The sequence below is a fragment of the Streptomyces sp. NPDC050287 genome (genome assembly GCF_044459385.1).
Taxonomy (GTDB): domain Bacteria; phylum Actinomycetota; class Actinomycetes; order Streptomycetales; family Streptomycetaceae; genus Streptomyces.
On record NZ_JBITIY010000003.1, the window covers coordinates 126564 to 139112 of the forward strand.

General features: G+C 68.6%; 10 protein-coding genes. All 10 read left to right on the forward strand.

Annotation, left to right across the window (positions count from 1 at the left end; all coding sequences use genetic code 11):
• The first annotated feature begins 1 nt into the window (after nucleotide 1).
• The 10 genes from ACIBK3_RS11015 (at nucleotide 2) to ACIBK3_RS11060 (ending at nucleotide 12390) form a co-directional block, all read left to right on the forward strand.
• Nucleotides 2-925 carry a carbohydrate ABC transporter permease gene (locus tag ACIBK3_RS11015; RefSeq protein ID WP_399364178.1) on the forward strand — a complete coding sequence of 308 codons (924 nt, stop codon included), beginning with the start codon at nucleotides 2-4 and terminating at the stop codon, nucleotides 923-925.
• A 183-nt stretch (nucleotides 926-1108) separates the two neighbouring features.
• The gene (locus ACIBK3_RS11020; protein WP_399364180.1) at nucleotides 1109-2308 is read left to right on the forward strand and encodes an ROK family protein; all 1200 of its coding nucleotides are present in this window, start codon (nucleotides 1109-1111) and stop codon (nucleotides 2306-2308) included.
• A 133-nt stretch (nucleotides 2309-2441) separates the two neighbouring features.
• Nucleotides 2442-3542, forward strand: a complete 1101-nt coding sequence (locus ACIBK3_RS11025; RefSeq protein WP_399365530.1) for a substrate-binding domain-containing protein — start codon at nucleotides 2442-2444, stop codon at nucleotides 3540-3542.
• A gap of 201 nt (nucleotides 3543-3743) precedes the next feature.
• Nucleotides 3744-4544 (forward strand): ATP-binding cassette domain-containing protein, encoded by an 801-nt coding sequence (locus ACIBK3_RS11030; protein WP_399364182.1) that lies wholly within the window; start codon nucleotides 3744-3746, stop codon nucleotides 4542-4544.
• The gene (locus ACIBK3_RS11035) at nucleotides 4541-5833 is read left to right on the forward strand and encodes a sugar ABC transporter permease (protein ID WP_399364184.1); all 1293 of its coding nucleotides are present in this window, start codon (nucleotides 4541-4543) and stop codon (nucleotides 5831-5833) included. The genes ACIBK3_RS11030 and ACIBK3_RS11035 overlap by 4 nt, the downstream gene beginning before the upstream one ends.
• 188 nt (nucleotides 5834-6021) lie before the next feature.
• A complete protein-coding gene (gene dxs / locus ACIBK3_RS11040; RefSeq protein ID WP_399364186.1) occupies nucleotides 6022-7986 on the forward strand; it encodes a 1-deoxy-D-xylulose-5-phosphate synthase in 1965 nt (654 codons plus the stop codon).
• 187 nt (nucleotides 7987-8173) lie between these two features.
• On the forward strand, nucleotides 8174-9691 hold the full coding sequence (locus tag ACIBK3_RS11045; protein WP_399364188.1) for an amino acid permease: 1518 nt from the start codon (nucleotides 8174-8176) through the stop codon (nucleotides 9689-9691).
• Nucleotides 9692-9971: 280 nt separating this feature from the next.
• Entirely contained in the window at nucleotides 9972-10430 is a 459-nt protein-coding gene (locus ACIBK3_RS11050; protein ID WP_399364190.1) for a GntR family transcriptional regulator, read from the forward strand.
• Nucleotides 10427-11371 (forward strand): ABC transporter ATP-binding protein, encoded by a 945-nt coding sequence (locus ACIBK3_RS11055; protein WP_399364192.1) that lies wholly within the window; start codon nucleotides 10427-10429, stop codon nucleotides 11369-11371. The genes ACIBK3_RS11050 and ACIBK3_RS11055 overlap by 4 nt, the downstream gene beginning before the upstream one ends.
• Complete coding sequence (locus ACIBK3_RS11060; protein WP_399364194.1) at nucleotides 11368-12390, forward strand: ABC transporter permease; 1023 nt, start codon at nucleotides 11368-11370, stop codon at nucleotides 12388-12390. Before ACIBK3_RS11055 ends, ACIBK3_RS11060 begins: the two co-directional genes overlap by 4 nt.
• Nucleotides 12391-12549: the final 159 nt, after the last annotated feature.

The following is a 12549-nucleotide window of genomic DNA, read 5'->3' on the forward strand; positions in this document are numbered from 1 at the left end:
GATGAAGACGACCGAGTCCCCCGCCCCCGTACCGGCCGAGCCCGATGTGCCCGTCGCCAAGGTCGACTCCCCGGTCGGCCCGCCCCCGAAGGAGAAGAAGGAGGGCACCACCCTCAACGTCTTCTCGCACGGGGTCCTGGTCATCTGGGCGATCCTGGTCGTCATGCCGCTGCTGTGGGCGGTGATGACGTCCTTCAAGGACGACAACTCCATCTTCAGTTCGCCCTGGTCACTGCCGGACAAGCTGCACTTCGACAACTGGGCGCGGGCCTGGACCGACGCCAACATGAGCGACTACTTCCTGAACACCATCCTGGTGGTGGGCGGCTCGCTCGTCGGGACGCTGGTGCTCGGGTCCATGGCGGCCTATGTGCTGGCCCGCTTCGACTTCCCGGGCAACCGGTTCATCTACTACCTGTTCGTCGGCGGCATGAGTTTCCCGATCATGCTGGCGCTGGTCCCGCTGTTCTACGTCGTGAACAACATGGGCCTGCTGAACACCATCCACGGGCTGATCCTGGTCTACATCGCCTACTCGCTGCCCTTCACGGTGTTCTTCCTGACCGCGTTCTTCCGCACCCTGCCGACCTCCGTCGCGGAGGCGGCGTTCGTGGACGGGGCCTCGCACACCCGGACGTTCTTCCAGATCATGCTGCCGATGGCCAAGCCCGGCCTGATCAGTGTGGGGATCTTCAACTTCCTGGGACAGTGGAACCAGTACATGTTGCCGACGGTGCTCAACACCGACCCGGACAAGCGCGTCCTGACCCAGGGCCTGGTCCAGCTCGCGGCCAGCCAGGGCTACAAGGGCGACTGGTCCGGGCTCTTCGCCGGCCTGGTGATGGCGATGCTGCCGGTGCTCGCGGCGTACATCATCTTCCAGCGGCAGGTGGTGCAGGGTCTCACGGCGGGCGCGCTGAAGTAACGGCCCGGCCACACCGCGCGAACGCCGCTCCCCACTCCCGGGGGCGGCGTCCGCGGTCATGTCCAAGAACCCGGATGCGGTTCAACCTCTTGACGGGAGGCGACCCGAACGGCTCAGCTTAGAGTTCACTAGTTGGACATATACGGGGTCTCATCGAAGCGGCCCCGTGCGCAGGAGGTCGTCGTGGAGACTCCGGGGTCGCAGTCGTCGCTGCACCGAGCCAACCTCGAGCGGGTCGTACGGGCCGTGCGGCTGGCCGGGTCGCTCACGCAGGCGGAGATCGCGCGGACGACGGGCCTGTCCGCGGCGACCGTCTCCAACATCGTGCGCGAACTCAAGGACGGCGGAACGGTCGAGGTCACGCCCACCTCGGCCGGTGGTCGCAGGGCCCGCAGCGTCTCCCTGAGCGGGGACGCCGGCATCGTGATCGGTGTCGACTTCGGGCACACCCATCTGCGCGTGGCGGTCGGCAACCTGGCCCACCAGGTGCTGGCCGAGGAGGCCGAGCCGCTCGACGTGGACGCCTCCTCGACTCAGGGCTTCGACCGGGCGGAACAGCTGGTCAGCCGGTTGATCGAGGCCACCGGGGTGGACCGCGCCAAGATCGCCGGGGTGGGCCTCGGCGTCCCCGGCCCGATCGACGTGGAGTCCGGCACCCTGGGCTCGACCGCCATCCTGCCCGGCTGGACCGGCACCCGGCCCGCCGAGGAGCTGCACGGGCGGCTCGGCGTACCCGTGCACGTGGACAACGACGCCAACCTCGGCGCCCTCGGCGAGCTGGTCTGGGGCAGCGGCCGGGGGGTGCGCGACCTGGCGTACATCAAGGTCGCGAGCGGTGTCGGCGCGGGGCTGGTCATCAACGGGAAGATCTACCGGGGACCGGGTGGCACCGCGGGAGAGATCGGACACATCACACTCGATGAATCCGGTCCCGTGTGCCGCTGCGGCAACCGGGGCTGCCTGGAGACCTTCGCGGCGGCGCGCTATGTGCTGCCGCTGCTCCAGTCCAGCCACGGCACGGATCTGACCATGGAAGGCGTCGTACGGCTGGCGCGGGACGGGGACCCCGGTTGCCGCCGGGTGATCGCCGACGTCGGCCGTCACATCGGCAGCGGGGTCGCCAATCTCTGCAACCTGCTGAACCCGAGCCGCGTGGTCCTGGGCGGCGATCTCGCCGAGGCGGGTGAGCTGGTGCTCGGACCGATCAGGGAGTCCGTCGGCCGCTACGCCATCCCCAGTGCGGCCCGCCGGCTCACCCTGCTCCCCGGGGCTCTCGGCGGCCGTGCGGAGGTGCTGGGCGCGCTCGCTCTCGCGCTCAGCGAGATGGGCGATTCGACCCTTTTGGACGGCACGCTGCCGGCGTCGGCGCCCGCCTTCACTTAGAGAACGGATGGCACCGTTGCCAACCCGTTAAGGATTTACTTCTTGACGTCGCACGTGTGGCCGAGTTGACTTCCAGCCACCTCGGCCGCAACGACGCGGCCTCGTCAGGGAGGTTTCTGAAGTGAACACGCGTATGCGTCGTGCCGCTGTTGCTGTTGCCGCGGGTGCGATGGCCGTTTCGCTTGCCGCTTGTGGCAGTGCCAAGGAGTCCGGCGACAAGGCCGACTCCTCCGGCTCCGCCGCCAAGGGCGACAACATCAAGGTCGGCCTGCTCCTTCCGGAGAACAAGACCGCGCGGTACGAGAAGTTCGACAAGCCCCTGATCGAGAAGAAGATCAAGGAGCTCACGAACAACAAGGCCCAGTTCCTGTACAACAACGCGCGGCAGGACGCGAGCCTGCAGTCGCAGCAGGTCGACACGATGATCACCAACAAGGTGGACGTGCTCATCGTGGACGCGGTCGACGCCAAGGCCATCAAGAACTCGGTCCAGAAGGCCGTGGACCAGGGCATCAAGGTCGTCGCCTACGACCGCCTCGCCGAGGGCCCGATCAGCGCCTACACCTCGTTCGACAACGAGGAGGTCGGCAAGACCCAGGCCAACGCCCTGCTGAAGGCCCTGGGCAGCAAGGCCACCAAGTCCACCAAGATCGTCATGGTCAACGGTTCGGTGACCGACCCGAACGCCGCCCAGTTCAAGAAGGGCGCCCACTCCGTCCTCGACGGCAAGGTCACCGTCGCCAAGGAGTACGACACCAAGGAGTGGTCGCCGGACAACGCCAACTCCGAGATGGAGGCGGCGATCTCCGCGCTCGGCGGCAAGAACATCGCGGGCGTCTACTCCGCGAACGACGGCATGGCCGGCGGTATCATCACCGCCCTCGCGGCCGCCAACCTCAAGCTTCCCGTCACGGGCCAGGACGCCGAACTCGCCGCCGTCCAGCGGATCCTCACCGGCGACCAGTACATGAGCGTGTTCAAGTCCTACCCGACCGAGGCGTCCGTCGCCGGCGAGATGGCCGTCAAGCTGGCCAAGGGTGAGAGCCTGGACTCCGTCGCCAAGGACAAGGTCTCCAGCGACAGCGTCAAGGACGTCCCGTCCGTCCTGGTCCCGGTCGTCTCGCTGACCAAGGACAACATCAACGACACGGTCATCAAGGAAGGCTTCTACACCGCCGCCGAGATCTGCACGGCCAAGTACAAGGCCGCCTGCGACCAGATCGGTCTCAAGTAAGCAGCCTCATGTCCCGTCCGCGTGCGGGAATCCGACCATGGATTCCCGCACCGGGACTCTCCCGTACGGGACATGACTGCTTCCCAGGCTCCTCCGGCGCCCCGCGCATCACACAGCCCCGCAAGCTCGCCGCGGGGCGCCGGACGGAACATCCCAGACTTCTTTCTGCACAACCTCCCGCCGGGTCAGGCGGCGAAGGAGATGGTTCACGTGTCCGCTACGCCCGTGCTGGCGTTGCGCGGGGTCTCCAAGCGGTTCGGTGCCGTTCAGGCGCTCACCGACGTAGAGCTTGAGGTCCACGCCGGTGAAGTGGTCGCCCTGGTGGGCGACAACGGCGCCGGAAAGTCCACGCTGGTGAAGACGATCGCCGGCGTGCACCCCATCGATGAGGGTGTCATCGAATGGGACGGCAGGTCCGTCCAGATCAACCGGCCGCACGACGCCCAGGCCCTGGGCATCGCGACCGTCTACCAGGACCTCGCGCTGTGCGACAACATCGACGTCGTCGGCAACCTCTTCCTCGGCCGCGAGCTGAGGAAGTGGGGCGTGCTCGACGAGGTCGAGATGGAACGGCGCTCGCAGGAACTGCTGCGCACGCTGTCCATCCGTATCCCCAGCGTCCGGATCCCGATCGCCTCGCTCTCCGGCGGCCAGCGCCAGACCGTGGCCATCGCCCGCTCCATGCTCGGCGAGCCCAAGCTGGTCATCCTGGACGAGCCCACCGCCGCCCTCGGTGTCGAGCAGACCGCGCAGGTCCTCGACCTCGTCGAGCGGCTGCGCGAGCGCGGCCACGCGGTGATCCTCATCAGCCACAACATGGCCGACGTCAAGGCCGTGGCCGACAAGGTCGCCGTCCTGCGCCTGGGCCGCAACAACGGCGTCTTCGAGGTCAAGACGACCTCGCAGGAGGAGATCATCTCCGCCATCACCGGCGCCACCGAGAACGCCGTGACCCGCCGTGCCGCGCGCACGACCAGCACGAAGGGGGAGGTTTCCAAGTGAGCATCGACAAGACCTCCGCGACCAAGGACGGCACCGGCGTCCAGAACACCGAGGCCGCCGCCGCCGCGGTGACCGCCGTCGACCCCCGACTGCTCGTCCGCGAGCAGGGACTGACGGGCTACCTGGGTGAGTTCAGGCGCAAGATGAAGACCGGCGAGCTCGGCTCGATCCCGGTCGTCATCGGCCTGATCGTCATCTGCGTCGTCTTCCAGAGCCTGAACTCCAACTTCCTGTCCGCGCAGAACCTCAGCGACATCACCGTCACGATGGTCGGCACGGGCATGATCTCCGTCGGCATCGTCTTCGTGCTGCTGCTCGGCGAGATCGACCTGTCCGTCGGTTCGGTCAGTGGCGCGGCCAGCGCCATCGCGGCCGTCCTCGCGGTCAACCAGGGCTGGCCCGAGTGGGCGGCGGTGCTCATCGCCGTCGCCGCGGGCGCGGCCATCGGCGCGGCGCACGGCTTCTTCTTCGCGGTGCTCGGCGCCCCCGCCTTCGCCGTGACCCTGGCCGGTCTGCTGTTCTGGCTGGGCTTCATGCTCAAGATCCTGGGCGAGAACGGCACGATCAACCTCGACAGCGACGGGCTGATCGGCAAGCTGACCACGTACTTCTTCGCGGACGTGGCCGCCGCGTACGGGCTGGCCGCGGTCGTGGTGGCGGTGTTCTTCCTCACCTCGTTCCTCGGCAACCGGCGCCGGGAGGCCGCGGGCGTCCCGTCCCGGCCGCTCAGCGACACGGTCCTGCGGACCGTGCTGCTGGCCGTCGTCGCCTTCGCCGCGGCCTACATGTACAACCAGTACAAGGGCCTGCCGCTGGCCACGGTGATCTTCCTGGTGTTCCTGATCGGGACCGACTTCCTGCTGCGGCGCACCGCGTACGGTCGCAAGATCTTCGCGCTCGGCGGCAGTGTCGAGGCGTCCCGGCGTGCGGGTATCAACGTCACGGCGGTCCGGGTCTCGGTGTTCGCGATCTCCGGTGGTTTCGCCGCCGTCGGCGGTCTGTTCCTGGCCTCGAAGATCGCGTCGGCCAACCAGAGCGCCGGCGCGGGTGACCTGCTGATGAACGCGATCGCCGCGGCGGTGATCGGCGGTACGTCGCTGTTCGGCGGACGCGGCCGGACGTGGAACGCGCTCCTCGGTGTGCTGGTGATCGTGTCGATCCAGTACGGGCTGCAGCTGGAGTCCATCGCCGAGCCGGTGAAGTACATGATCACGGCGGCGGTGCTGCTGACGACGGTGGTCATCGACTCGATCACCCGCAAGACCCAGAAGACCGCGGGTCGCGCGTAGTTGCCGCCAGTCTCTGTGCCCGGCGCCTTTCAGGTGCCGGGCACAGTCGTGTCGTAGGGACGGCACATCCTGGGTACAGCCGATCGCGTGACCAATGACGCAGTGCCCGGGCTTCGGGCACAAAGGCGGAACATTAGACTCGACACGCCCGGCAACAGCTCGATCAGCTCTACTGCAAGGAGGCACGGGTGCCGCTGCTGACCCGCATCAGGGGACCGCGCGATCTGGACCGGCTCAGCCTGGAGGAGCTGGACCAGCTGGCCGAGGAGATCCGCAGCTTCCTCGTCGCAGCCGTCTCCAAGACCGGCGGCCACCTCGGCCCCAACCTGGGCGTGGTCGAGCTCACCATCGCCCTGCACCGGGTGTTCCACTCACCCAAGGACAAGGTGCTCTGGGACACCGGACACCAGTCCTACGTGCACAAGCTCCTCACCGGCCGTCAGGACTTCACCCGGCTGAAGATGAAGGGCGGGCTGTCCGGCTACCCCGCGCAGGCCGAGTCCGAGCACGACGTCATCGAGAACAGCCACGCCTCCACGGTCCTTGGCTGGGCCGACGGCATCGCCAAGGCCAACCAGGTCCTCGACCGCGACGACCACGTGGTCGCCGTGATCGGTGACGGCGCCCTCACCGGCGGCATGGCCTGGGAGGCCCTCAACAACATCGCCGACGCCAAGGACCGTCCGCTGGTCATCGTCGTCAACGACAACGAGCGGTCGTACGCGCCGACCATCGGCGGCCTCGCCAACCACCTCGCGACGCTGCGGACCACCGACGGCTACGAGCGGTTCCTCGCCCGCACGAAGGAAGTACTGGAGCGGACCCCCGTCGTCGGCAGGCCGCTGTACGAGACCCTGCACGGCGCCAAGAAGGGCTTCAAGGACTTCATCGCGCCGCAGGGCATGTTCGAGGACCTGGGCCTGAAGTACGTCGGTCCGATCGACGGCCACGACATCGAGGCCCTGGAGTCCGCGCTGGCCCGCGCGAAGCGCTTCGGCGGTCCGGTCATCGTGCACTGCCTCACCGAGAAGGGCCGCGGCTACCAGCCCGCCCTCCAGGACGAGGCCGACCGCTTCCACGGCATCGGCCCCATCCACCCGGACACCGGCCTGCCGATCAAGGCCTCGGGCGCCGACTGGACCTCCGTCTTCGGCGACGAGATGGTCGAGCTCGGCAAGGAGCGCGAGGACATCGTCGCCATCACCGCGGCGATGCTGCAGCCCGTCGGCCTGAAGAAGTTCGCGGACGCCTTCCCGGACCGCATCTACGACGTCGGCATCGCCGAGCAGCACGGCGCCGTCTCCGCGGCGGGCCTGGCCACGGGCGGTCTGCATCCGGTGTTCGCGGTGTACGCCACCTTCCTCAACCGGGCCTTCGACCAGGTCCTCATGGATGTCGCCCTCCACAAGTGCGGTGTGACGTTCGTACTGGACCGGGCCGGCATCACCGGCACCGACGGCGCCTCCCACAACGGCATGTGGGACATGTCGATCCTCCAGGTCGTCCCGGGCCTGAGGCTGGCCGCCCCGCGCGACGCCGACCAGGTCCGCGCGCAGCTGCGGGAGGCCGTCGCCGTGGACGACGCGCCGACCGTGGTCCGCTTCTCCAAGGGCGCCGTCGGCCCCGCCGTCGCCGCGGTGGGACGCGTGGGCGGCATGGACGTCCTGCGCGAGCCGGGCACCGACACCCCCGACGTGCTCCTCGTCTCCGTGGGCTCCCTCGCGCCGATGTGCCTGGAGATCGCGGGCCTGCTCGACAGGCAGGGCATCTCCACCACCGTCGTGGACCCGCGCTGGGTCAAGCCCGTCGACGAGGCCATGGCCCCCCTCGCGGAACGGCACCGCGTGGTCGTCACCGTCGAGGACAACTCTCGGGTCGGCGGCGTCGGCTCGGCGATCGCGCAGGCCCTGCGGGACGCGGGCGTGGACGTTCCGCTGCGCGACTTCGGCATCCCGCCGCGCTTCCTCGACCACGCCTCCCGTGCCGAGGTGATGGCCGAGATCGGGCTCACGGCGCCGGACATCGCCCGTCAGGTCACCGGCCTGGTCTCCAAGCTGGACGGCCTCCCCCACGCCCGGCTTCGCTCGAGCGGAAGGACCCCCATCGGCAGCACGGCGGCCGAGGTCGACTCGGTGGAGTCGGCCCGCGACTGACGCACCCGCGACCGACCCGCCGAACGGGCCGGTGGGACCGCTCCTCACAGTGGTCTTACCGGCCCGTTCGCGTGAATCCGCCCGCTCCGGGGCATACGGTCCCCCAATCTCGGCTTCGCTCGACCGGGGGGGACCCCCATCGCCCCCTCTCGATCATGTCGAGGACGACACAGCGTGGGAGGTACCCGTGAGCAGCACCCTCTTCCGGACGAAGAAGGTCGAGCAGTCCATCCTCGATACCGAGGAGCCCGATCACGCGCTCAAGAAATCCTTGTCCGCGCTGGATCTGACCGTCTTCGGCGTCGGCGTCATCATCGGCACCGGCATCTTCGTCCTGACCGGCACGGTGGCCAAGAACAACGCCGGCCCCGCCGTCGCACTGGCCTTCGTCGTGGCCGGTGTCGTCTGCGCGCTCGCCGCGCTCTGCTACGCCGAGTTCGCCTCCACCGTCCCGGTGGCCGGCTCCGCGTACACCTTCTCGTACGCCTCCCTCGGTGAACTGCCCGCCTGGATCATCGGCTGGGACCTGGTCCTGGAGTTCGCGCTCGGCACCGCGGTGGTCGCCGTCGGCTGGTCCGGGTACATCGCCTCACTCCTGGACAACGTGGGCTGGCACCTGCCGGCCTCGCTCAGCGGAAGAGAGGGCGCGGACGGGTTCGGCTTCGACATCCTCGCCGCCGCCCTCGTCCTGGTGCTCACCGCCATTCTCGTGGTCGGCACGAAGCTCTCCGCGCGGGTCACCGCCGTGGTGGTCGCCATCAAGGTGACCGTCGTCCTGACCGTGATCGTCGCGGGCGCCTTCCTCGTCAGCGGCGACAACTACCACCCGTTCATCCCGAAGGCGCAGGAGGTCCCGGCCGGTGAGGGTCTCAAGGCCCCGCTGATCCAGCTGATGTTCGGCTGGGCGCCCTCCAACTTCGGCGTGATGGGCATCTTCACGGCCGCCTCCGTCGTGTTCTTCGCCTTCATCGGCTTCGACGTCGTGGCCACGGCGGCCGAGGAGACCAGGAACCCGCAGCGGGACATGCCGCGCGGCATCCTCGGCTCGCTGTTCATCTGCACCGTCCTGTACGTCGCGGTGTCGATCGTCGTGACCGGTATGGAGCACTACACCAAGCTGTCCGTGGACGCCCCGCTCGCCGACGCGTTCAAGGCCACCGGGCGTCCCTGGTTCGCGGGCTTCATCAGCTTCGGCGCCGCCGTCGGCCTGACGACGGTCTGCATGATCCTTCTCCTCGGCCAGACCCGGGTGTTCTTCGCGATGAGCCGGGACGGGCTCCTGCCCACCTTCTTCTCGCACGTCCACCCGCGGTTCAGGACCCCGTACCGGCCGACCATCCTGCTCGGCGTCGTCATCGCGATCCTGGCCGGCTTCACCAGCCTCAGCGAACTGGCGGAACTGGTGAACATCGGCACGCTGTTCGCCTTCGTGGTCGTCGCTGTCGGCGTGATCATCCTCCGCCGGACCCGGCCCGACCTGCCCCGCTCCTTCCACACACCGTGGATGCCGTTCCTGCCCATCCTGTCGGTGTGCGCCTCACTCTGGCTGATGCTGAACCTGCCCGCCGAGACCTGGATCCGCTTCGGCATCTGGATGGTGATCGGCTTCGGCGTCTACTTCCTCTACGGGCGCGGCCACAGCCTGCTCGGCCGGCGCGAAGCGGCCACGGCCGCCGCGCAGCCGCCGAACGGCGACGCGGGGTAGCTGTCCCCGCCGTACGCCGCCCACTACTGGCGCGGTCAACTCGCCGCGACGGTACGTCGGTTCGCGTAAGCAGGGGCCTGCTGAAACCCTGCCCTGTCAGTGTCGGCCTTCGTCCGGTCCCATGGACCCGGACGAAGGCCGAACTCGTCTCGCGGCCCCTGCGAGAGGCTTCGATCATTTCCGCCGAACCACCGGCGCCCCGGCCTATGGGCTTTGACAGATTCGCGATCAACACCCCATCATGATTCCACTAGTCGACTAGTGAAATGGTGGTGAAGGGGTGGAGTTCCGCATCGACAGGCGGAGCGGGGTCGCCGCCTATCAGCAGATCGTTCAGCAGACCAAGCAGGCCCTGCGGCTGGGCGTACTCGTACCCGGGGACCAGTTGCCCACGGCCAAGGCGGTTGCCCAGACCTCCGCGGTCAACCCCAACACCACGCTCAAGGCGTACCGCGAACTGGAGCGGGAGGGCCTGGTCGAAGCGCGGCCGGGAGTGGGGACCTTCGTACGTCAGTCGCTGGCTCGTCCGCAGGCGGGGGCTGATTCGCCGCTGCGCGGTGAGCTGGAGGACTGGATGGACCGGGCCCGCGAGGCGGGCCTTGAGCAGGACGACGTGACCGCTCTGGTCGCGTCGGTGATGGAGGAGCGGTACGCCGGGACCGGGCCTGCCGCCGACCGCGCGCGCACAACAGGAACAGCAGCGACAACAGGAACCATGGGAACAAGGGGACACGCATGATGAGCTACGAGACGGGCCACGGGGGCTCCGCGGACACGTCCGCGATAGAGGCCCTCGGCGTCGGCCGGAAGTACCGCCGGGGCTGGGCGCTGCAGGACTGCTCCTTCCGGCTGCCCGCCGGGCGGATCTGCGGTCTGGTGGGCCCCAACGGGGCCGGCAAGACCACGCTGATGGCCATCGCCGCCAACCTGCTGGAGCCGACCACCGGCACCCTGCGCGTGTTCGGCGCGGCCCCGGAATCCGCGGAGGCCACCCGGCGTACCGCGTTCCTCGCCCAGGAGAAGCCCCTGTTCCGGCGCTTCACCGTCGCCGAGACCCTGCGCATGGGCCGCGAACTGAACCCCGGCTGGGACCAGCAGGCCGCCGAGAACATCGTCCGGGCGGGCAATGTGCCCCTCGACGCGAAGATCGGCACGCTCTCCGGCGGCCAGCGCACCCGGGTGGCCTTCGCCGTCGCCTTCGGCAAGCGTCCCGACCTGCTGCTCCTCGACGAGCCGATGTCGGACCTCGACCCGCTGGTGCGCCACGAGTTGATGGGCACCCTGCTGGCCGAGGCCGCCGAATGCGGCACCACCGTTCTGATGTCCACCCACATGCTCGCCGAGCTGGAGAACATCTGCGACCACCTGCTGGTCATCGCGGACGGCGGCCTTCGTCTGGCCGGTGAGGTGGACGAACTCCGCACCGCCCACGCCGTGCTGACCGGGGCCCACTCCGACGGGCGGACACCCCCGGAGCTGGCGTACCACACCCTGGTCGAAACCCGTATCAGTGGACGGCAGTTCACCTCACTGGTGCGGCCCGACGGGCCGCTCGACGGCCCCTGGCAGGCGAGCACCCCGAACCTGGAGGAACTCCTGCTCGCCTACCTGCGCTCGCCCGAAGCCCCGCCGCTGATCGGTCCCAGTTCCTACGTCGCCCCGCAGGCGGTGGCGGCATGAGCACGATGACCAACACCGGCACCACCGGCAGCACCTCCTCCGACTCCGCCCGCGGCGAAGCCGGCCGTGGCCGCGGCCTTCGGCTCGGCGGCATGAACTGGCTCGTCTGGCGTCAGCATCGCGCCGCCTACTGGACCCTCCTGGCCGCCGCCGCCATCGCCGTCGCGGTGATGGTCTACCAGCGCCAGCAGATGATCACGTACCTCCAGGGGTACGACTATCCCCACCTGAAGGACGGCTGGGAGAACAAGTTCGACCATGCACCCCTCAACTCGACCGCTCAGCTGCTCCAGCTCGTGCCCATCCTGATCGGTGTCTTCCTCGGTGCGCCCCTGCTCGCCGGCGACCTGGAGAGCGGCACCGCCAAGCTCGTCAGCGCACAGTCCGTCAGCCGCGTCCGCTGGATCACCACCAAGCTCGGTGTGACCGCACTCGTGGTCGTGGTGTGCACCACGGCGGTCTCCGCCGCGTTCACCTGGTGGTGGTCACCGGTCAAGTCATCGTCGTACGCCCTGAGTTGGTACGATGATGCCGGCTTCGACAGCAGCGGACCCATGCCCGGGGCACTCTCCCTGCTCACCCTCGTCGGTGGCGTGGCGATCGGCATGCTGCTGCGCCGGACCCTGCTGTCCATGGTCGTCACCCTGGGCTTCGCCGTCGCCCTGCGGCTGGTGTGGTCGCATTTCCGGATGTCCCTCGGGAATGTCCTCACGGTCACCACCCACAACGGTGTCACGGGGGAGAACGTCTTTCCGAACCTGCCCGACAGCGCCCACCTCGTGGACCAGTCCTACCTCACGGCCGCGGGCGACACCATCGGCTGGGGCAGCTGCAACCAGGGGACGGAGAAGGCCATGAACGTCTGCCTGGAGAAGGCGCAGGTCGTCGGCTGGTCGGTGGACTACATCCCGATGTCCCAGATGTCCTCCATGCAGTGGCTCGGTGCCTCGATCCTGCTGGCCCTGGCCGCCGGCGGCGCGGCATTCGTCATCCTCTGGGGTCGCAAGCGCCTCGTCTGACCATCCGACCAGGCGCCTAGTAGAACCGGATCTCCCACTGAGGTGTGTTCATCCTTGCCCTTGGGTTTCTTGTAGCCCGTGATGATCGCCGGATCGGCGTCGGTGTCGAGCGGCCAGAGCGATCACCGTGATCCGCCCGGTCGGGAGCTTGCGCCAAGG